Raw genomic sequence first — 21,372 nt, 5'->3', positions numbered from 1 at the left:
CATTAAAGTTGTTAGGCTGATAATTATTTACAAAACATTTAAATTATGAAAAAGTTATTTACAATTTTAGGATGCATTGCATTGTTTGCCCTTACTACAACAAACGTTAAAGCTCAAAACTATAAAACCGGACTAGGTTTAGGCATTGACTTTGGTGATGGTGCTACATTGGTTGGTCCTTCAGTTAGGCATCACTTTAGCCCTAAAGCTGCACTACAAGGTGAAGTTTTATTTGGTGGAAACTCTACAATTATCCAGGGATTTCTTCAATACAATTCATCTATCCCTGGCGCAAAAGGTTTAGACTGGTATTTAGGTGGTGGTCCGTCGATTCAATTGTATGATGGTGGTTCTAGTTTTTACCTGGTTCCGATGGTTGGTTTAGATTATAAATTCTCTGGCGCACCGTTGGCATTAGCTTTAGACTGGAGACCAAGACTTTACATTGGCGACAACGATAGCGATTTTAACGCTGGAAGATTCGGCTTAGGTTTTAGATATACTTTTTAAGCGGGGGCGTTTGGCGCTGAGCGCTGAAAGACTAAAGCAAAAGTATAAAGGCATAAAAAATCCCGTAGGAAACTAATCTTACGGGATTTTTTTATTTCCCGAGTGATGGACTCAAGACTAATGACTTAAGACTCTAGACTTAAATTCCTGTCCATTTTTTTAACACTGCTTTTTGGGCTGGTGTTGCATTTTCGTTTACAGCTGCCTTTAAGCGTACATTTGGATTTTCTTTCAAGCTTAAAGAAATTTCTTTTTCAAGTCCATCGCGGATTACCTTAACCGTTAGCTGATCGCCAATTTTTTTATCGGTAATGATGGGTAAAATATCTAGCGAAAATTTCGGTTCTTTTAATTTCACATTTTTCAGTACATCACTTAGTGATGAGCCATCAATCAGTACAATTACATCGTTAACATTTAAACCACTTACCCAAGCTGCTGAGTTTCTGGTAACCGAAGTTACTTCTAAACCTTTAGTAGCCAACTGAACTGCTGCACCACTAACCGGTTTACCAGGCGTTGCATTTTCTGTAGAAACATCAACACCTGCATATGCGAAATATTTTACATAGTCTACATCATCTACACCGTTTACATACTTGGTCCAAAAGTTAGTAAAGCTAGTTCCTGATATCTTTTCAACCATTGCTTTAAATTCTGCATCGGTATAACCACGTTTTAAGGTTTTGCACTGCAAATACATGGCTTTCATTACATCATCTAAACTTTTAGCACCCTTGGTGGCATTAATGATTTCGAGATCCATCAAAATACCGATCACTTCTCCTTTATTGTAGTAAGAGATGGAATTGTTTTTTGAATTCTCATTCGGACGGTAGCCAATAATCCATGCGTCATAACTAGATGAAGCAGCTGACTGATATTTAGCTCCAGGGGTATTTAATACTGTACCAACACCGCTAGCCAGATCTTTCAAAAATTCGTTTACATCAGTAAAACCTGCTCTATGCAAGTATTTATTTTCGTAATACGATGTAAATCCCTCAGCTACCCAAAGGTTAGTGGTGTAATTTTCGTTGTCATAATCAAAAGGACCTAATGCCACCGGACGTAAACGCTTAACATTCCAAAGGTGGTGATACTCGTGTGCAACCAGGCCTAAAAAGCCTTTATAACCTTCTGCAGTATTGTAAGCGTTTCTTGTAGCGCCTAAAGTGGTAGAGTTTAAGTGCTCTAAACCTCCACCACCTTTTAAGAAATTATGAACAATGAAGAGGTAATATTTATTAGGGTTTTCGCCATAAACTGCAGTTTCTTTTTCTACAATTTTAGCCATATCTACTTTAAGTTTCTCTTTATCGTAGTTACCACCGCCGTACATGGCTACTTCGTGACGAACACCAGAAGCTGTAAATTCGAAAATATCCTGATTACCCACTTCAATAGGGCTATCGTAAAGAATATCAAAATCGGTAGCTTTATAGGTGAATTGCGCTCCAGCAACAGGTGTTAAACCAGTAGAAACTTTACTCCAGGTATTAAAAGGAATAATTTTTACAGTGCTTGGCGATTTGATCATGCCATCAGGATGCATAAAAATCCCTGTTGGAGACAAGAAAGCGTGAGATTCGTCGATAAAAGGTGTACGCACCGAGATTTCGAATGCATAAACACGATAGTTGATCTGGATATTGGCAGCCTTGGCTGAGAAAATTCTCCAGGTGTTTTTCCTTACTTTTTCAACTTTTACGGCTTTACCTGCTGCAGTAGCCTTAAATTCTTCTACACTTTTTTCAAACTCGCGAACCAAATAAGAACCTGGTGTCCAAACAGGCATTTTTACATCTACATAATCTTTTGCCAAGCCAGAAATATTCATCTGAACTTCAGCATAGTGTGCCTGTGGTTCTTTAAAAGAAACCTCAAAGCCTATTTTTACCTGCGCCTTCGCTGCCATAATACACGTTAGTAGTAAAACTAAACTTAAAATTGATTTTTTGTTAAACATATTGATATTGACTGTGTTTTGTTGCAAATTTAGATTTATTGACGGGGTTTTGGAACAAAATAGCTAAATGTGGTGTAAAATAGTTGTTTCGGTTCAACTTGCGTTTGGCGTTTGGCGATTTGCGGAAAATACAGGGAGCTTAAGTACCCAAATGGCACCAAGCATGTTTTTGTTGATTTTTGAAGGGATAATAATTGACTATGACCTATTATTTACACCCAAACTGTAGACTTCAGACTGCAGACTTCGGACTAAAATCGGTAACATCCTTAATACAACAAATTTAGGACTAAACTATTTGAATATTTTTACGCTCTAATTCTAGAATATTAATCTTATTTTAATGTTCGGAATACGCACGACACAAAAAGAAACATGAAGAAAAGGTATATTATCTATGCTGTTTTAGCTATAGGCTTGGCTTATTTGGTCTATTACAGAATTAACGCAAATAAAAAACTCGAAGGGAAAGGCGGAGCATCTGCCGGAGCTGGAAAAGGCAAACTTGGTGGCAAAGGGGGCGCTTCTGCACCATTGATAGTTGACGGAATCATCGTAAAACCGGTATCGTTTGATAATGATCTGGAGGTAACTGGCGCTATTGATGCAAACGAATCTGTTGTATTAAAAAGTGAAGTATCAGGATTGGTTACCGGCATCTATTTTCAAGAAGGTACAACGGTATCGAAAGGAAGTGTACTGGTTAAAGTAAACGACAGAGATATACAGGCCCAATTGCAGGATGCACTAACCAAACAAAAACTTTCCGGAACAAACGAAAACCGGGCAAAACAACTTTTGGCTAAAGGTGCAATCAGTCAGGAAGAATATGATACAGCGCTAGCAGATTTAAAATCGTTGCAGGCGCAGGCACAATTAATCAGGGCACAACTGGCTAAAACGACTATCCGCGCACCTTTTACAGGCAGAGTGGGTTTACGTAGTATTTCTGCAGGAACATATTTAACACCAGCCACCGTAATTGCCAATTTGGTGAGCACCAACCCGGTTAAAATTACATTTTCTGTTCCTGAAAAATATGCTGGGCAGATTAAACTCAATTCGGAAATTACCTTTACCACTGATGGTTCTTCTAAAGAAAACAAAGGAAAGGTTTATGCCATTGAACCTGGAATTAACGCTGCAACCAGAACATTGCAGATCAGGGCTCTGGCTCCAAATGCCGATAATCTTTTATTACCTGGCTCATTCGCCAAAATTAAACTGGCTTTAAACACCCTTCAAAATGCTATTCTTATCCCTAACGAAGCAGTTATTCCTGTTTTAAAAGGTAAGATTGTTTATATCCAAAAGGATGGAAAAGCACAAGAGGTTAAAGTAGAAGCTGGTACACGTACCGATGAAAATATTGTAATTACTTCGGGATTAAAAGTTGGCGATACGGTTTTGACAACCGGATCGATGGCGTTAAAGAAAGATGCCCCGGTAAAAGTTCATTTGGTTAAACAATTATGAGTATCTCAACCACGGGTATCAAAAAAGTAGCCTTTATTGCCGTCGCGAATATGGTTTTTGGCCTGGTTGGCTGCAAGCAAACCCCTAAAGAGCGTGCCGCGATGCAGGTATATGTATCCTATGCTGAAGCAGATTCGGCTACAGTAATGAAGGTTTTAGATCCTTTGCAAAAAGAAATTTCAAAAATCAGCAATATCCATAAAATATCAACATCATCCCAAAAAGGTGCAGGCAATATTATCGTTGAATTTAACATGGATAAAAATATAGATAGTGCAGCTATTGAGGTACAAAACAGGCTAACTGTGGCTAACACCGGTTTACCAAAAGAAGCCAAAATATATTGTTTTAGAATGAACAACGAGCATAAAAAAAATAAATACAATCAATAATGAGTATTTCAACCACGAGTATAAAAAGGCCGGTTTTGGCCATTGTGATGAACTTATTGATTGTCCTTTTCGGGATAATCGGCTATACCTTTTTAGGTGTGCGCGAGTATCCGTCTATCGACCCCACGGTGGTTTCGGTAAGAACTTCCTATCCTGGTGCCAACTCAGATATTATCGAATCGCAAATTACCGAACCTTTAGAAAAATCGATCAATTCAATTGATGGCATCCGAAATATTTCTTCATCAAGCAACCAGGGAACAAGCAATATTACCATAGAGTTTAACCTCGATAAAAATATAGAAGAGGCCGCAAATGATGTGCGTGACAAAGTATCGCAGGCTGCCCGTACCTTACCAAAAGATATTGACGGTTTACCGGTAGTAAGTAAGGCCGATGCAAATTCTGACCCGATTTTATCAATGACCATCCAGAGCGATAAACGCAATACACTGGAGTTAAGTGATTTCGCTGAAAACGTAATCGCTGATCGTATCCAAACCATTCCGGGTGTAAGTAGCGTACAGATCCAGGGGCAACGGAAATATGCCATGCGTATTTGGATGGACCCAAATAAACTAAGTGCTTACGGTTTAACTTCACAAGATATTGTTACCGCCTTAGATAATGAAAACGTAGAGCTTCCATCAGGAAAAATCACCGGAGCTACTACCGAGCTGACAGTTAAAACCTTAGGAAAACTGACCAACGAAAGCGAGTTTAACAACTTAATCCTGAAAACAGATAGCAACCAGGTAATCAAATTAAAAGATGTAGGTTATGCAGTTTTAGGGCCTGAAAACGAAGAAACCATTTTACGCGAATCGGGCAGACCGATGGTGGCCATCGCCATTATCCCTCAGCCAGGAGCCAATTACCTCGATATCAGTAAAGAGTTTTACAAGCGTTTTGATAAGCTAAAAGCCGATATCCCTCAAGACATTAAGCTAAAAGTTGCATTAGACAATACACTATTTATCAAGCGATCGGTAACCGAAGTTGCCGAGACGATTGGTTTATCATTGGTACTGGTAATCTTGATCATTTACCTTTTCTTTAGAGATTGGGCTATTGCCTTCAGACCATTGATTGATATTCCGGTATCGTTGATTTTCACTTTCTTTATCATGTACGCCTTCGGATTTTCAATCAACGTATTGAGTTTGCTGGCCATTGTGCTCGCTACGGGATTGGTGGTAGATGATGGTATTGTGGTTACCGAAAATATCTTTAAAAAGGTTGAAGAAGGGATGTCGCCTTTCGAGGCAGCCATTAAAGGATCAAATGAAATCTTTTTTGCCGTAATTTCTATTTCCATTACCCTTGCAGCCGTATTCTTACCGGTAATTTTCTTGCAGGGATTTGTTGGCCGCTTATTTAGAGAGTTCGGGGTGGTAATCGGTGCAGCAGTATTGGTTTCGGCCTTTGTATCGCTTACTTTAACACCAATGTTAAACGCCTACCTGATGAAAAAAGGTGGACATAAACCATCCAGGTTTTACAATTGGACCGAACCCTATTTTGTAAAATTAAATGATGCCTACGAATCGAACCTGAATAAATTTTTGGATAAAAGATGGCTATCCGTTCCGATCATTTTGGTTTGTATGGGCTTAATTTTCTTATTCTGGAAGATTTTGCCAAAAGAAACCGCTCCATATGATGATAGAAGTGCGATAAATATTAATGCGACTACTCCAGAGGGTGCATCTTTTACCTATACCGATCAGTTTATTATGAAATTGAACCAATTGGTTCTCGATTCTGTACCTGAAAAAAATGTGAACATAACCATTACCTCGCCAGGTTTCGGTGGTTCAGGCTCGGTAAACTCTGGTTTTGTAAGGATGGGTTTAACTGATCCTGAAGATCGTAAGCGTTCGCAAAAAGACATTGCCGATATGCTTACCCGCATTACAAAGAAATATACCGAGGGCAAAACCATTGTAAATCAACAACCAACCATCTCAGTTGGCCGCCGTGGCGGTTTACCGATCAGTTATATCATCCAGGCACAAAATTTCGAAAAATTAAGGGAGAAAATTCCTTTGTTTATGGATGCGGTATCGAAAGATCCAACATTCACCGTTTCGGATGTGAACCTGAAATTTAACAAGCCTGAAATTAATTTAACCATCGATAGGGATAAAGCCAAAAATTTAGGTGTTTCCATATCTGCTATTGCCCAAACCTTAAATTTAGGTTTAAGTGGCCAAAGGTTTTCGTATTTCTTCATGAATGGAAAACAATATCAGGTAATTGGCCAGTTCGATCGTGGAGACCGGAAAGATCCATTAGATTTGAGCTCGGTTTATGTACGTAATGATAAGGGCGAATTGGTTCAGCTCGACAATGTGGTTACTGCTAAAGAAGAAAGTAGTCCACCACAACTGTACAGGAACAACCGTTTTATCGCAGCAACTGTTTCGGCAGGGTTAGCACCTGGAAAAAGTATTGGTGAAGGTATTGATGCCATGGACGCCATTTCTAAAAAAGTATTGGATGAAACTTTCTCTACTGATTTAAGTGGAGAATCGCGGGATTTTAAAGAAAGTTCTTCAAACACCTTCTTTGCATTCGGTTTGGCACTGCTACTCGTTTATTTAATTCTTTCGGCGCAGTTTGAGAGCTTCAAAGATCCGATTATTATCATTTTAACCGTACCTATGGCGGTTGCGGGTGCATTTTTATCGCTATGGTTATGTGGCCAAAGCTGGAATATCTTTAGCCAGATCGGTACCATTATGCTTATTGGTCTGGTAACTAAAAATGGCATTTTAATTGTCGAATTTGCTAACCAGTTAAAAGAAAAAGGCATTCCAATCCCCGAAGCCATACGGGAGGCTGCTGTTTCGCGTTTGCGTCCAATTTTAATGACCAGTTTGGCGATTGCCATTGGTGCACTACCTATTGCATTGGCTTTAGGAGCTGCTGCAAAAAGTAGAATGAGTATGGGAACCGTAATTGTTGGTGGTACCTTATTCTCTTTGGTTTTAACCTTATTTGTAATCCCTGCTATTTACTCTTACTGGGCTAAACCATACAAACCGAATAAAGAATTGAAAGAAGCCCATCGTTTTGAACAAGAAGCTTTACATATAGAAGAATAAGATGAGCAAGAAATTAAAAATATTCACCCTACTGCTAAGCTTATCCCTTTCGGGCGTTGCACAAGAACAGCTGAGCCTGCAGGAAGCCATTACCATTGCTTTACAGAATAATTACGATATTAAAATCAATAAAAACCAGGTCGATATAGCAAAGAACAATGCCAATATTGGCAATGCTGGTATGTTGCCCAATTTAACCGGAAGTTATACCAATGGTGGAAGTATCCAGAACACCAGACAAACCCCTGCAACTGGTCCTGATCGGGTAATTACAGGAGCAAAAAGTACCAATAACAGTTATGGAGCCGATTTAAACTGGACCATTTTTGATGGTTTTAGTATGTTCGCCAATTACGATCGCTTAAAAGAACTGCAAAAACAAGGCGAATTAAACGCACGCCTAACCATTTTAACTACTATAGCCGATGTAATTACAGCCTATTATGATATTGTAAGACAGCAGCAATTGGTTATAGCAGCTGATAGTGCTATGGATGTTTCGGTATTACGCACCAATATTGCCAAAACAAAACTGCAGCTTGGCCGCGGTTCTAAACTGGATGTATTAACCGCACAGGTTGATTATAATACCGATACTTCAAATTACCTACAGACCAAAAATGCCTTACAGGTAGCTAAAGTTCGATTAAACCAACTGATGGTTAGAGATATAGGTACTTCGTTTTCTGTTGTTAATAACATTGATGTAGACAAAGGTATCCTCTTTAGCAAAATGGCCGAAATGGCCGAGCAGCAGAACCCGAATGTACAAAACGCCTTTATCAATCAGCGGATAGCTTCCCTGACCTTAAAATCAGTACGTGGGGCAAGATACCCATCTATCAGTTTAAACTCTGGATACAGCAGGGCGAACAGTACCAGCCCTACGGGCTTTAACCAAAAGTTTGCTGCAAACGGACTTACTTATGGTGTTACGGCAAGCCTTAACTTATTTAACGGCTTTTTACAGCGCCAGCAAGAACGCAATGCAAAGATCGAGATCGACAATTCTATCCTGAATTTAAACAAAACCAAACTTGATGTAAACGCGCAGTTGCTTACCGCTTATCAAAATTACAGCACTTACCTTGATCTGATTAAATTAGAGCAACGAAATGTAGATATTGCAAAAGAAAACCTAGATATTACTTTAGCAAAATACCGTTTAGGCAGCATAGCCCCTTTAGAGTTAAGAGAAGCACAACGAAATGCAATAGATGCACAGAACCGTTTCATCGAAATGCAATATCAGGCCAAAATTGCCGAAACAACACTGAAAGAAATCAGTGGAAATATAAACTTATCTAATTAATTTTTATATTTAGTCCCATGATACTTGTTGCAGATAGTGGCTCATCAAAAACCGATTGGATGGGCTATCACAATGGCGAAACCATTAAATTTAGCACTCCTGGAATAAACCCTTATTTCTTAAGTGAGCAAGAAATTACCAAGCTGATTTCTAAAAATGAACCTTTATTACAATGTGCTGATGAGGTGAAAGAAATCTACTTTTTTGGAGCGGGTTGTTCTTCACCAGACAAACATGAAGTAGTCTCAAATGGCCTATCAGCCGTTTTTGGTAATGCTTTTATTTCAGTAGATCACGATCTTCTGGGTTCGGTATATGCTACCTGCGGAAATGCCGAAGGCTTAAATTGTATTTTAGGCACCGGATCGAATATTTGTTATTTCGATGGAAAGAAAATCCACGATGGCCACCATGGCTTAGGTTATGTACTTGGCGATGAAGGTTCTGGTACTTTCTTTGGGAAAAAAGTGCTTTTAAGCTATATGTACAATAAAATGCCATCCAACTTAGCGGCAGAATTTAAAAAATCTTTCCCAGCAGAAAAGGAGCAAATTATTACCAACGTATATCAAAAACCCTTCCCTAATATCTATTTGGCAGGTTTTAGCCGTTTCATGGCCAACCACAAAGACCATCCATTTATTCAGGATATTTTAAGAACTGGTTTTCAGGAATTTGTAGATACGAATGTTAAAGATTATCCAAAACATAAAAACGTTCCATGCCATTTTGTAGGCTCCATAGCTTATTATTACCAGGAAACATTAATTTCGGTGTTATTAGAAAATGGCATTGAGCCTGGGAAAATACTACAGAAGCCCATTGAAGAGTTATTTAATTTTATCTTAAATAAAGAAGGCATCGTACACCAAGCGAGTTAAAATCGAAGTCTAATTTTTAGCTCCTATAAACTTATTGTTAAAATATCCTTAAGATTGTAAACATAACAACATAAACTTTTGTTATATTTTTAACGGCATACAAATGCTAACACATATGAAGAGAATACTGGTAGTAGACGATGATATTGAGGTTTTAGAAACCATACAATTAATACTGGAAATCGGAGGATTTAAAGTTTCGGCACTAAATGATGGTGAAGAAATTTTTAATAGAATCGAAAAATTTAGTCCTGATTTAATCTTACTTGATATTTCTCTCGGGCATATCGATGGGCGTGTGCTCTGCGAGCAGTTAAAATCAATTGAAAGTACCTCTAAAATTCCAATTTTATTGATTTCTGGTTTATACGATCCAAAAGATTTTACAACCTTAAACTACGGTCAGGACGATTTCTTATCAAAACCATTCCAAATGGATGTATTGCTTAAAAAGATCACTAAAATTCTTTCACTGGAAGAAGATAAACCAAGTTTTCTTTTCAATTAAGTTAATCTAACCTTACAATATTTAGCCAAGAGGATTTAAAAATCTTCTTGGCTTTTTTATTTTTATAAAAATCGATCTTAAAACAACATCATATTACCAAGTGAAGCATGGTTAAAATCTTTGCTTGGTAAAATATTAGCGGTAGTCTGTGAGGACACAGACCACGGAATTGGAATAAAGCTATAGAATAGGCGCTATGAGTGGAAACCCCTCCTACTGGCACAGCCCGATCTGATCTAAACCCGATGGCACGAATGCCCGATCCTTCAATCGGCAGCAGGTACAGCGGGACTAACATTGATTGAAATACTGGCTTTGCTTTCCAAATCATTATTTAAACTGTGCAATAAAAACAACTAGTACTGTCACGTTGAGCTTGTCGAAACGCTCTGCTAAGGCTATTTAATCTACTCCTTCGACAGGCTCAGGATGACAATCTATATCATGAGATAGCCACACAGAATCATACACGAATCATGGAATAGGCACTATGAGTGGAAACCCCTCCGACTGGCACAGCACAACCTGATCTAAACCTGATGGCACGAATGCTCCCGATTAAGTACTGCTTTTTATTATGCTATAGTGTGCTTGCTTGTTTCACAGGTTTTCATCGGGGCAGCAGGTACAGCGGGACTAACACCAATTGAAATATTGGCTTTGCAATGACGACTCGCGCGGCTGTCATTTTGGCAAACAAATTCTTTTGGAACAACCCTTGTTATGCAGGATATAGATTAAACAATTTATTTACATATGAGCATACAAGAAAAAGGAAATATCTCCATACACACCGAGAATATTTTCCCGATAATTAAGAAGTTTTTATACTCTGATAACGAAATTTTTCTTCGTGAGTTGGTTTCTAACGCAGTAGATGCAGTCCAGAAAATTAAAAGACTAGGTTCATTAGGTCAGTTTAATGGCGAAGTTGGTCAACCATTGGTACAAGTTGCGGTTGATAAAGAGGCAAAAACCATTACCATTAGCGATAATGGTTTGGGTATGACTGCCGAAGAGATTAAAAAATACATTAACCAGGTTGCATTTTCTGGCGCAAGTGAGTTTGTAGAGAAATTTAAAGATGCTAAAGATGCCAATGAAATCATCGGTAAATTCGGTTTAGGTTTCTACTCGGCCTTTATGGTTGCAGATTTAGTTGAGATTCAAACTTTATCATATCAGGATGGCGCTGAACCCGCACGTTGGGTTTGCGATGGCAGTACAGAATTTGAAATTACTGAAGGTACTAAAACTACACGTGGTACCGATATTATCCTCCATGTAAACAAAGATTCGGAAGAGTTTTTAGAAGAAAGTAAACTGCAGGAAATTCTTGATAAATACGCTAAATTTTTACCGGTTCCAATTAAGTTTGGTACTAAAACAGAATCGGTTGAAGATGGCGTAGATGAAGAAGGTAAAGCGAAGTATAACGATGTTGAGGTTGATAACATTATCAACACCACCAACCCAATCTGGACAAAAGCTCCTGCAGATTTGTCAGACGAGGATTATTTAAGCTTTTACCGCGAATTATATCCATTTAGTGAAGAACCATTATTCTGGATCCACTTAAATGTTGATTATCCTTTTAATTTAACAGGCGTACTGTATTTCCCTAAATTGAAAAACGATTTCGAAATGCAGCGCAACAAAATTAAATTATACTCTCGCCAGGTATTTATTACCGATGAGGTTAAAGATATTGTTCCTGAGTTTTTGATGTTATTGCACGGTGTAATCGACTCTCCGGACATTCCGTTAAATGTATCGCGTAGTTTCTTACAAGCCGACAGCAACGTTAAAAAGATCAACAACTACATTACTAAAAAGGTTGCTGATAAATTAGGAGAGTTATTTGCTAAAGACCGTAAAGCTTACGAAGATAAATGGAAAGATATTGGTCTTTTTGTAAAATACGGAATGATCAGTGAAGAGAAGTTTTATGATAAAGCCAAAGATTTTGCTTTAGTTGGAAACACTAAAAATGAGCTTTTCACACTTCCTGAGTATAAGGAGAAGGTAACCGCATTACAGACCGATAAAAACGGCACAGTGGTTTATTTATATACCAATGATGCTGCTAAACAAGATGCATTTATCCAATCGGCCAATAAAAAAGATTACGATGTTTTAGTATTGGATTCGCCAATCGACAATCACTTTATTAATCAATTGGAGCAAAAGCTAGAGAAAACATCAATCAAACGTGTTGACTCGAGTGTTGCAGATAAGTTAATTGAGAAAGATGAGCAGAACGAGCATGTTTTAACCGAAGATCAGGTAAAAGAAGTTACTGCTATTTTTGAAAAAGCCATTACCAAACCAGGTATGCATGTAGAAATTGTGGCTTTACACCCTGAAGAGTTACCAGTTACCATTACCATGGATGAATTTATGCGCAGAATGAAAGATATGGCTGCAATGGGTGGCGGAATGGGCTTTTATGGCCAGATGCCAGACAACTATAAGGTTGCCATTAATGGAAACCATAAATTGGTAAGTAAAATTTTAAAAGCTGAAGGAGAAGAGCAGCGCAACCTGGCTAAACAAGCGGTAGATTTAGCACTTTTAGCACAGGGTATGTTAACGGGTGCAGAATTAACAGCTTTTGTAAGCAGAAGTGTAGAATTAATTTAATCAGGAAATCCTGTTATAATTTAAAGGGCGAAATCGATTAGATTTCGCCCTTTTGTTTTTAAGCTAAGCTCAAAAAAAAAGTCCCGATTAGATCGGGACTTTTAGGTAAGAATTTTCGGGAACTCTTAGATTAAAATTAATATTGTTTAGCTTGCTATTGGTGCCTGCTTTTGATCTACATTGAAGTAATCTTTATGGTCTTCGATCATTTTGGCAATTGTGGCCGCTTTAGTATCGGTTATTTTAAATTCGAACAATGGCTCTTGATTTTTCTTTGATCTCACCATTTTCTCTGTATAAAAGCGGTATACCAAACCATTGGTTAATAAACCATATTTAGCTTTTGTTTTACGGAAATATTTAGATAAGCGTGAATCATGGATATCTAAATTTTCAGCATGGTGTTTACATTCCACCAAAATTGTTGGTTCGCCATCTTTCATAATGGTGTAATCAACTTTTTTACTTTTTTTAACCCCGAAGTCTAGAACAGCTTCAGATTGAACCTCAGAAGGATCAAATCCTAAAATTTGGATAAAAGGCATAACTAACGCATTCCTAGTTAAATCCTCAGATTGAACTTGTGGAAGCATTTTCTTAATTCTTACGGCAAACTGCCCGATTTCGTCTTTCAATTCCATGATGTTATCTATTATAGGTAGTTAGTTTTTTAAATTGTATTGGTTAAATACCGAGTTTGCAGTGATAATAATTTGATCCAAACTTTGTTTATCAAAAAAATTTCTGTTCAACATATCGATCATATAAGTCAATTTATTGATATCATTAGCGCGCATGGTAAACTGAAAATTTTTCATGCCATCTTTTATCGCCTGCTGAACGTAGTTACGTACAACCAGAAAAGATTTTCTGAATGCGTATTCGCCATCTAATTGGCCCTTAACAAGGTTTTGTCCATCAAGATTGCTATATTCATTTTGCATTCTCTGGTACATATCTGCGTTGATTCCTTGTTTTTTTAGAATCCCCTTGTAGTAGATTTTATTAAGTAAATACTCGTATTCGTTGTGTTTCATGTGGAGGCTTGGTAGATGTAGGGGAATGTTTCTTTTGCTTTCGGTATTTTTGTTTTTTGGTTTTTAATAAATCTTTAACCCAGTATTGTATGGCCTGTTTTTAATTTTATTATCTACAGGCTACACAAGATTGGGCAGGCAGATGTTTTTCACAATTAGTCGTTTTCACTCCTAATTATTTTGTTTTTGGCAAACAGTATAAAGATTATAAAAAGAAGGGGTCCGGATAATTTTTTTACATCAACCACCCAGAATATTACACGAAACCTATGTTTTTTTTAGACGAAACCTGGAATAAGTTTTTTGGTGCATTTGTTAATTCAATTCATTTTTATTTAACTTGCATTCAAATCAAATAAAATAAACATATTTATACTCATGAATCTAAAATGCGTTGTTATAGACGACGAGCAACATGCAATTGAAGTATTAACTGACCACATTGGAGAAATGCCTGGTTTAACAGTTTTTAAAACTTTTACCAGCCCTGTCCAAGCACTTACTGAGATCAGTATTGAGGACGAAATTGATTTATTGTTTATGGATATTGATATGCCAGGAATCAATGGATTGGAACTGGCTAAAAATATCAGAGAAAAAGCAAAATATTTGATTTTCACTACTGCTCATCCTGATTATGCCCTGCAGGCATTTGATGTACAATCAGATCAGTACTTATTAAAACCTATTTCCTTTGCTAAATTTGCATTAGGTATTGATAGGATTTTAAAAAAGGAAGCAAATAATACCAAAGTTACTACGAAAGAAGCTGATCAGGTAGCGGCACTTTATATTAAAGGCGACCATAAATATGCTTTTTCTAACATCGCCATTGATGAAATACTTTACATCAAAGCACTACAGAATTATATACAGATTATTACTAAATCTGAAACCCACACTACCTACCTTACACTTAAGGAAATTGAAAAGGCTTTAGAAAACCACGCATTTATCCGTGTTAATAAATCGAACATTGTTGCTAAAGCGGCAATTAAAAAAGTAGATGGAAATATAATCCGTTTGGTAAATAACGAGATGATCCAAATTGGCGAAGGTTATAAAGAAGCTTTCTTCACCTATGTACAGAGCAGTTTGTTAAAATCTAATCGAAATCAATAAACTAAAGGTCTACAATCCAGCTAGTCATTACTACTGTGTGGCTTTGGTCACCTGTAGTGTTAGTAGTAAAGTTGTTTTGACCTTTAACATTTTTATAAACAAAAACAGTTTTTTTTGCAAGTTTAGTAGTGTGTTGTGCTTTCATGATATTATATATTTAATAATTATTTATTGTTGTTATTAATTTCTGTAAAGATGCAGCGTAAAATTAACCACAACTACTTTTTTACACAAAACCCCAATTTTAGGAGATAAAAACCCTATTTCAATAGATTTAAAGCGAAAAAATGACTTTTTCAACCCTCAAAATATTATATAAAAAATATAAACTTCATTTGCTTATCTGGAGTATTTACATCATATATGAAGTATTTATTTTAGGTTACACTTCTAAACAATTTAGACCGGCCGGTATCTATCTGCTTATATATATCACTAATATATCTGCTTTCTATTCTCATTCATTTTTGTTAAAAAAAGTGTTAAATAACAAGAATGAAGCCTTCAGGTTCTTAAAAATTTCGTTACTAATATTATTCATGTTAACAGCTTATGTTATTGTAAGTTATGTACTTGTAATGTTATTTGGAAAAATTGGGATAATAGAAAGTGAAAATTGGGACTTTATTGGTCGTAGTTTTATATTATCAGGTATATACAGGGCATTATTATTTATAGGTTTTGCTACTGGCTATGTTTACATTATCAAATCATTTCAGGATCAGAAGAAAGTAGAAGCATTAGAACGCCAAAACCTGGTTACCCAGATAGAGAAACAGGCATTAGAGAACGACCTTGTGCAATCGCAGAATAATTATCTGCGGAGTCAGATCAATCCACACTTTCTATTTAATACTTTAAACTTTATTTATAACGACGCCCGCAAAAAGGCACCTATGGCGGCAGATGCAATTATGAATCTGGCCGAAATGATGCGTTATGCCCTAAAACGTCCTGAAGCATCAGAAATGGTTCCGCTAAGTGAAGAAATTGAGCAAATTGAACACCTGATCAATCTGCATAAACTTCGAACGGCTAACACAATTAATCTGGAACTTGAGGTAACGGGCGATATGTTCGGGTTAAGATTTCCACCGCTTATCTTATTAACTTTGGTAGAAAACATATTTAAGCATGGAAATGTTTCACACTCTACTCAACAGGCCCTTATTAAAATTGCTTACCAAAATGACAACCTTAATATCAGTACTATAAACATGATTAATGATAATAAGGGCAAACAGACAGAAAGCCATCATGTAGGGATTGACAATATTAGCAAGCGCCTGAGTAATTTTTATGGCAATGATTATGTATTCAGGTATTACAAAGACCCGCTTAACCGATATATTACTGAAATAAATGTAGCTGTTGTTAACCCCTTGGCCAAGTTAAACCGTTAAGCTTTCATTGCATTTTGACGCTGGATATCTTTTAGCAGAAAATAATACATAACCATTTCATGTGTCCGCTGATCTTTGCTGAAAAGTCTATTTACGTGCATATGCATTAAATCAGTTAATAGCTTTAGTGCATTTTCGGGAGCACATTGTTTAAGAATTTTGATGAACGAATCTGAAAACTTATCGAACTCCTGCTCTTGCGCTGTTGTTAACGCCCTCCATTCAGTTTTACGAAACTCCTGGTAGTGATTGTTTAATTGTTTAAAATCGGCAGCATCTAATCGATGTTCCTCATTAAAGGTATCAGACATTATTCTCACGATTTTATTGATGGCCAACTTATCTATAATGTTAGATCCAATAATCTTTGAAATCAAAAGGCTACACAATTTATATTTGTTGAAATCATCAGTCTGAGTTTCTAAAAGCGATAATACAAATTCACTATCTACAGCAAAATGCTGCTCAACATCTTCGATCATGTTGCTGCCATAACGCTCTAACTCTCGTTTATAGGTCTTAATCTGTACATCAGATACCAAACCTGAATTTAAAAACAATTCCAGATTATCCATAAGTTTTGATGTTAACAGCTGCCCATCCCTTAGATTGTTTAGCTGAATCCTAAACCTGATGTGGTTTCCATTTTCATTGTAACGGATAAAAAACCACGATTTGACCTGATCAGTATGAGTGAATATGAAAGGCGCAATTACATCTGTCAAAATCTGATCACCGCGTTGCTGGTGGCAATAAATTTCGAAATACAGCCATTCTTTACCTGGCAGGAAAAATCGCGTTACTTCAGCATTTGCTGATGTTTTAGCCAAACCCCGATAAATCTGTTCGCCATGGCCTATACTTAAAACAAACTGGGCTAAATAAGGTTTAGCTGCTTCATCAACCACGATACTGTTTTGAGGCAGTAACATTTCTTCTATGTAAGTACTCCCATGTTTTTGCAGGTATTGCAGAAAAGCATTTATATCATCGTCATTTTGTAGTGCAAAGCATAATGTTTGATCGGATATACCTGCTTTAAAATATTCGCTAACACCTAAATTACTCAAGTATGACCTACAGTTGGCGACAGATAGCCACTTTTGATCGGCACCTAAAAGGGCTTCTTTTTTAATCCTCCATTTATTACTGCTTAAAACTATATTTTGATATTGTAACCTTGGATAATAATCCAAATCAGGGAAAATAGTATCAAGTGGAAAGGAAAGATTTGTTTGTATGCCTTGATGTTGCAAATCGCACAGTAACCTAAATACAGAAAGATCTGAGCGGATGTAATTGTACGCAGAAGCCATTCTTGGTACGAGCCGTTTATTTAAACGCTTAGAGCGAAGGATGATCTCTGTGCCCCGAATTGAAATCTGTATATCATTTAAGGCAAGTGGCGATGCTGAGGTATCAAAATTTAAGATTGATAATTGATGCCCATAAATCAGTTTTCGCCTGTTTACATTATCTACATTCGCCTCAACCATATAGGCCACATCAAAAAATAAAACCTCGGGGTTTGCTTGTTGTTCGGCGCCCGCAATGTCTTTAGCATATTGTGTTACATCATCGGCTGCCATTGTAAATCTTCCACTTAATGCATTTGATGTTGCTCCACCTATCTGTTCGATAAAAATCAAATCGTCGTGAACAGACATTACCATGCTAAATGAATTAGGTAAGGCTGCTAATTGCTGATTCGGTATCAAGGTAAGTTTGTTCAGATAAACAGTTTTACCTTTTTCGAAGTTTTGTTCCGTCAGGAAGGTTTTTAATGCCGTTTTAATATTTTCTGCCTCCGCTTTTTTCGGCGGCTTAGTATTGAAGCGTGTGATAAACTCGCTATTTTGACCAGCTTGCTCCAGCTCATCGTAGCCTACACCCATTTCTGGATCTAGTGCCAGTAATAATGGTACTTCCTGATCTTCAAATTTCTTTTTAAACCTGATCTGAAACTGGCTAAGGGCATCACGATCTTTTGCGGGCATCACACCATGGAGTATATTGATCAAACCTGGAATAGCCTGAAGCAAACGTTCATTAATACCACCCGATAAAGCAGTGCGCTGCGCGATAAGATATTTTGGCAACTCAGCCGTAGCAGTGAGCCCTACACGTTCAAAATAATCATCCCCTATAATATTGGGATCGTAGTTGGTAAAAACAAGCTGTAAATCGTGCATATCCTGCAGCAAAGCAAACAGGTTTTCGGTTTCAGCATCATTTAAATTTAATTGTTTTGCCAGATCGTTAAGCCTAATCGGTGTTAAGCAAGCAGCCAATATTTGCTTTACAAAATCGTCTTGATCTAACTCGGCAAGTTCAAAAATACCATCGGTACAAGCTATATACCGGATACTGTTGGGCGTTAAATAATAGCTGCTATTACTAAATATGAGGCAGTTCTTTCGCAGCACTTCTGCCAATGGCAATTGAATATTATTCTTATAAGGCCAATCAACCAATTCGCGTACCTTTTGGGTTTTTTCAACTACTATTCTGCTTTCCGATGATTTAATGGCATCGCTTAACAAGCTAAAACCGGCAAAGGTACCATATGGGGTCGACCGGAATTTCGCACGGTTAAAATATTTCCATATGGTAAAATAAACTTTAGGTGGAAGATCTTTTAGTTCGTTTGCCTTTACTTCTTTTATAGTTTCGTAAAATGTTGCAGAAGATATTGCAATTGCTGCTTTTAATTCCTCCCAACAATCTACCAGTTCAGATTGATATGAAAATTTAGGTGTTCTAAAAATTACGGTTGGTTGAATATTAAGCTTCATTGAATTTAAATGTGGGCGAAAATTACAAAGATTAATTTAGAAAGTTATCAATTGACAGTTTGCAGTTTGCAGTTCCATACGCACAATCCGTTAATAGTGCATTAAAAATTCAGGGGCACATAGGTCTAGGTTACAAATCCCCAGCCAATTTAATATAAATTAAAAAGCCATCTTCTTTTTAGGAAGATGGCTTACCGGGATGTTAATTGTGTTTTATTTTTTGGTTACTTTAAATTCTGTTCTTCTGTTTTTTGCTCTTCCTTCGGGATTATCTTTTTTCTTGCGTTTAACTACGATTTCGTTTGGTGCAATCGGCATTGATTCTCCATAACCTTTAGAAGTCATTCTAGCAGCGGCAATTCCTTTACTTTCTAAATAGTCTGTACAAGATTTTGCTCTTCTGTTCGATAGATCTAAGTTATACTCATCGGTTCCAATATTATCCGTATGAGAACCCAACTCGATTTCCATTTCAGGATTATCTTCCATAATTGGGATCAGGAAGTCTAACACTTTTTTAGAAGGCTCCGTAAGTTCGGCGCTGTTAAATTCGTAATAAACATTATCCAAAGCCATTGGGATACCTAATTTGAAAGGGCTTAAACAGTAATCTTTATAAATCAAGGTATCTGCTTTAGCCAATTCTTCGTAAGGATAGTTTTTAGTAATTGCGAAATAATTATCTTTCGCAAAAAGCAACTTGATTGGTCTTTTTGAATCTACTTTAAATCTGTATACACCATCAGTGCCTGTTGTAATTTTCTGAGCACCTTCTGCATTGGTAAGCGTTACATTTGCCCCTGCTAATGGCAATTTAGTTTTACAGTCAGTTAAAATACCTGCAATTGAGAAGTATTCTTTTTTCACTTCAAATACCTCTAAACAGCATGATGACTCGCGATCAGAACTGATATATCCTTTTGTTCCTTTATCATCTGTTGCAGTGAAGTAAAGATCATCTTTTGATGAGTTAAACGGATAACCAGCATTTTTTGGTTTGGTCCAATCTACAAGATCACCTTCTGACTCAAAGAAATCGAGACCACCAAAACCTATTCTACCATCGGTACTAAACAATAACTTTTTGGTTAATGGGTTGTAGTATGGTGCACGGTCATCATCTTCTGTATTAATGGTTGAGCCAAAGTTTACGGCCTGACCTAAAGATCCGTCTTCGCGAACGGTGCAATACCAAAGATCGTACTTACCATAACCGCCGCTTCTATCAGATGAGAAAAGCAGGAATTTACCATCGCTGGTTACAAATGGTTGAGTTGAATTAAAATCTTTACTGTTTACCTGTAAGCCAACCGGTTGTGGGTCTGCCCATTTATCACCAGTTTTTTTAGAAGAATAAATGGCATATTTTTCTTTATCCTTCCAGGCTGTAAAGTATACTGTATTTCCATCAGGAGTAAAAGTAGCAGCAGCAACTTCCATGTTTTTAGGAATACTGATATCGATTTTTCTTACTGCAATATCAGCCGAAGTTAATTCGCCCTTAGCTGTATAAATATTATTAAGGAACGGATTGCTTTTAGTTGATACCTGAACTTCTCCAGCACCTGTTTTAACGATGTCTTTTTTACTACCTACAGCAACCGGGCGGGATGAAGTAAAATACAACTCATTGTTGATTTTAACAGGAGCATAATTAGAGCCTAAACCATTTACATTGCCAGGTACTTTTTTAACTTGCACCATGCGCGGAAAACGCATTTCTTCGATCGCAAACTTACACGATTCGATTTCCTTTTGGGCGTCTTTAGCTAAAGCATCACCAGGATTTTTTTGGATGAACTGTTGAAAAGCATCGATAGCCAGGTTAAATTTTTTATTTGCCCTTAAGCTTTCTGCATAATAAAATAGCGCCTTTCTAAAACGTGTATTGGTAAAGTTGATCGCTATGGCATAATATTTTTCAGCCTCGTTAAATTCCCTATACAGCCTACTAGATTCTGCAAGGTTATAAATCGATCCTTCATAATCGTCTATCACTTTGTCATCAGTTGCTGATTTCCTTTCCATACCGTACGGTAAAATGGCCTGGGTACTATCTCCAGTAATTTTTAAGGCTTTTTTATAAAAAGTAGATGCTGCGTAGTAATCCTTATTTTCGAAATAAGTATCTGCAACCTTTTTATAATTCACCACATACTGTGCGTTTGCAAAACCGCCAAATGCCACTAACAAAAAGAGTAATATTTTTTTCAT

Annotated in this window: 16 protein-coding genes; 10 read left to right on the top strand and 6 right to left on the bottom strand. The window is 37.0% G+C overall.

What is annotated here, in order from left to right; translation table 11 throughout:
• The first annotated feature begins 45 nt into the window (after nt 1-45).
• Nucleotides 46-510, top strand: coding sequence for a hypothetical protein (locus AC1DNH_RS06930; protein WP_057933119.1), 465 nt, complete (start codon nt 46-48; stop codon nt 508-510).
• A 139-nt stretch (nt 511-649) separates the two neighbouring features.
• Here the strand turns inward: AC1DNH_RS06930 and AC1DNH_RS06925 are convergent, their stop codons facing one another.
• On the bottom strand, nt 650-2,428 hold the full coding sequence (locus AC1DNH_RS06925; RefSeq protein WP_477579990.1) for a M61 family metallopeptidase: 1,779 nt from the start codon (nt 2,426-2,428) through the stop codon (nt 650-652).
• 426 nt (nt 2,429-2,854) lie between these two features.
• Here AC1DNH_RS06925 and AC1DNH_RS06920 point away from each other — a divergent pair, with 426 nt between their 5' ends.
• The 7 genes from AC1DNH_RS06920 to htpG all read left to right on the top strand — a co-directional run bounded on the left by AC1DNH_RS06920 (nt 2,855) and on the right by htpG (nt 12,801).
• Nucleotides 2,855-3,955, top strand: a complete 1,101-nt coding sequence (locus AC1DNH_RS06920; protein ID WP_477579988.1) for an efflux RND transporter periplasmic adaptor subunit — start codon at nt 2,855-2,857, stop codon at nt 3,953-3,955.
• A complete protein-coding gene (locus AC1DNH_RS06915; protein WP_477579986.1) occupies nt 3,952-4,347 on the top strand; it encodes an efflux RND transporter permease subunit in 396 nt (131 codons plus the stop codon). The genes AC1DNH_RS06920 and AC1DNH_RS06915 overlap by 4 nt, the downstream gene beginning before the upstream one ends.
• Complete coding sequence (locus AC1DNH_RS06910; RefSeq protein WP_029277099.1) at nt 4,347-7,457, top strand: efflux RND transporter permease subunit; 3,111 nt, start codon at nt 4,347-4,349, stop codon at nt 7,455-7,457. Before AC1DNH_RS06915 ends, AC1DNH_RS06910 begins: the two co-directional genes overlap by 1 nt.
• 1 nt (nt 7,458) lies before the next feature.
• The gene (locus tag AC1DNH_RS06905; RefSeq protein ID WP_477611180.1) at nt 7,459-8,769 is read left to right on the top strand and encodes a TolC family protein; all 1,311 of its coding nucleotides are present in this window, start codon (nt 7,459-7,461) and stop codon (nt 8,767-8,769) included.
• A gap of 17 nt (nt 8,770-8,786) precedes the next feature.
• Nucleotides 8,787-9,650 (top strand): N-acetylglucosamine kinase, encoded by an 864-nt coding sequence (locus tag AC1DNH_RS06900; protein ID WP_029277095.1) that lies wholly within the window; start codon nt 8,787-8,789, stop codon nt 9,648-9,650.
• Nucleotides 9,651-9,765: 115 nt separating this feature from the next.
• On the top strand, nt 9,766-10,158 hold the full coding sequence (locus AC1DNH_RS06895) for a response regulator (protein ID WP_477579981.1): 393 nt from the start codon (nt 9,766-9,768) through the stop codon (nt 10,156-10,158).
• 756 nt (nt 10,159-10,914) lie between these two features.
• A complete protein-coding gene (gene htpG, locus AC1DNH_RS06890) occupies nt 10,915-12,801 on the top strand; it encodes a molecular chaperone HtpG (protein ID WP_477579979.1) in 1,887 nt (628 codons plus the stop codon).
• Between the two features lie 146 nt (nt 12,802-12,947).
• On the opposite strand, the gene AC1DNH_RS06885 is transcribed toward htpG, so the two are convergent.
• Nucleotides 12,948-13,436, bottom strand: a complete 489-nt coding sequence (locus tag AC1DNH_RS06885; protein ID WP_477625277.1) for a type I restriction enzyme HsdR N-terminal domain-containing protein — start codon at nt 13,434-13,436, stop codon at nt 12,948-12,950.
• 27 nt (nt 13,437-13,463) lie between these two features.
• Nucleotides 13,464-13,838 carry a hypothetical protein gene (locus AC1DNH_RS06880; protein WP_477579977.1) on the bottom strand — a complete coding sequence of 125 codons (375 nt, stop codon included), beginning with the start codon at nt 13,836-13,838 and terminating at the stop codon, nt 13,464-13,466.
• Between the two features lie 378 nt (nt 13,839-14,216).
• Between AC1DNH_RS06880 and AC1DNH_RS06875 the strand changes: the two genes are divergently transcribed.
• Nucleotides 14,217-14,960: a LytR/AlgR family response regulator transcription factor gene (locus AC1DNH_RS06875; protein WP_477579975.1), complete on the top strand. Its 744-nt coding sequence runs from the start codon at nt 14,217-14,219 to the stop codon at nt 14,958-14,960.
• Nucleotide 14,961: 1 nt separating this feature from the next.
• Here AC1DNH_RS06875 and AC1DNH_RS06870 read toward each other — a convergent pair whose 3' ends face one another.
• Nucleotides 14,962-15,105, bottom strand: a complete 144-nt coding sequence (locus tag AC1DNH_RS06870) for a hypothetical protein (protein ID WP_230144489.1) — start codon at nt 15,103-15,105, stop codon at nt 14,962-14,964.
• Between the two features lie 394 nt (nt 15,106-15,499).
• Between AC1DNH_RS06870 and AC1DNH_RS06865 the strand changes: the two genes are divergently transcribed.
• Complete coding sequence (locus tag AC1DNH_RS06865) at nt 15,500-16,363, top strand: sensor histidine kinase (RefSeq protein WP_477579973.1); 864 nt, start codon at nt 15,500-15,502, stop codon at nt 16,361-16,363.
• Here AC1DNH_RS06865 and AC1DNH_RS06860 read toward each other — a convergent pair.
• Nucleotides 16,360-19,158, bottom strand: coding sequence for a lantibiotic dehydratase (locus AC1DNH_RS06860; protein WP_477625276.1), 2,799 nt, complete (start codon nt 19,156-19,158; stop codon nt 16,360-16,362). The two genes, AC1DNH_RS06865 and AC1DNH_RS06860, sit on opposite strands and share 4 nt — an antisense overlap.
• Nucleotides 19,159-19,371: 213 nt before the next feature.
• A complete protein-coding gene (locus AC1DNH_RS06855; protein ID WP_477579969.1) occupies nt 19,372-21,372 on the bottom strand; it encodes an OmpA family protein in 2,001 nt (666 codons plus the stop codon).

It is taken from the genome of Pedobacter sp. 01N310, from assembly GCF_056399805.1.
This window is presented reverse-complemented; position numbering and strand designations above follow the sequence as displayed.

Excerpts from the sequence above, each read along its gene's own strand:
- AC1DNH_RS06930 (WP_057933119.1), top strand. The coding sequence starts at position 46 with ATGAAAAAGTTATTTACAATTTTAGGATGCATTGCATTGTTTGCCCTT.
- AC1DNH_RS06925 (WP_477579990.1), bottom strand. The coding sequence starts at position 2,428 with ATGGCAGCGAAGGCGCAGGTAAAAATAGGCTTTGAGGTTTCTTTTAAA.
- AC1DNH_RS06920 (WP_477579988.1), top strand. The coding sequence starts at position 2,855 with ATGAAGAAAAGGTATATTATCTATGCTGTTTTAGCTATAGGCTTGGCT.
- AC1DNH_RS06915 (WP_477579986.1), top strand. The coding sequence starts at position 3,952 with ATGAGTATCTCAACCACGGGTATCAAAAAAGTAGCCTTTATTGCCGTC.
- AC1DNH_RS06910 (WP_029277099.1), top strand. The coding sequence starts at position 4,347 with ATGAGTATTTCAACCACGAGTATAAAAAGGCCGGTTTTGGCCATTGTG.
- AC1DNH_RS06905 (WP_477611180.1), top strand. The coding sequence starts at position 7,459 with ATGAGCAAGAAATTAAAAATATTCACCCTACTGCTAAGCTTATCCCTT.
- AC1DNH_RS06900 (WP_029277095.1), top strand. The coding sequence starts at position 8,787 with ATGATACTTGTTGCAGATAGTGGCTCATCAAAAACCGATTGGATGGGC.
- AC1DNH_RS06895 (WP_477579981.1), top strand. The coding sequence starts at position 9,766 with ATGAAGAGAATACTGGTAGTAGACGATGATATTGAGGTTTTAGAAACC.
- htpG (WP_477579979.1), top strand. The coding sequence starts at position 10,915 with ATGAGCATACAAGAAAAAGGAAATATCTCCATACACACCGAGAATATT.
- AC1DNH_RS06880 (WP_477579977.1), bottom strand. The coding sequence starts at position 13,838 with ATGAAACACAACGAATACGAGTATTTACTTAATAAAATCTACTACAAG.
- AC1DNH_RS06875 (WP_477579975.1), top strand. The coding sequence starts at position 14,217 with ATGAATCTAAAATGCGTTGTTATAGACGACGAGCAACATGCAATTGAA.
- AC1DNH_RS06870 (WP_230144489.1), bottom strand. The coding sequence starts at position 15,105 with ATGAAAGCACAACACACTACTAAACTTGCAAAAAAAACTGTTTTTGTT.
- AC1DNH_RS06865 (WP_477579973.1), top strand. The coding sequence starts at position 15,500 with ATGTTAACAGCTTATGTTATTGTAAGTTATGTACTTGTAATGTTATTT.
- AC1DNH_RS06860 (WP_477625276.1), bottom strand. The coding sequence starts at position 19,158 with ATGAAGCTTAATATTCAACCAACCGTAATTTTTAGAACACCTAAATTT.
- AC1DNH_RS06855 (WP_477579969.1), bottom strand. The coding sequence starts at position 21,372 with ATGAAAAAAATATTACTCTTTTTGTTAGTGGCATTTGGCGGTTTTGCA.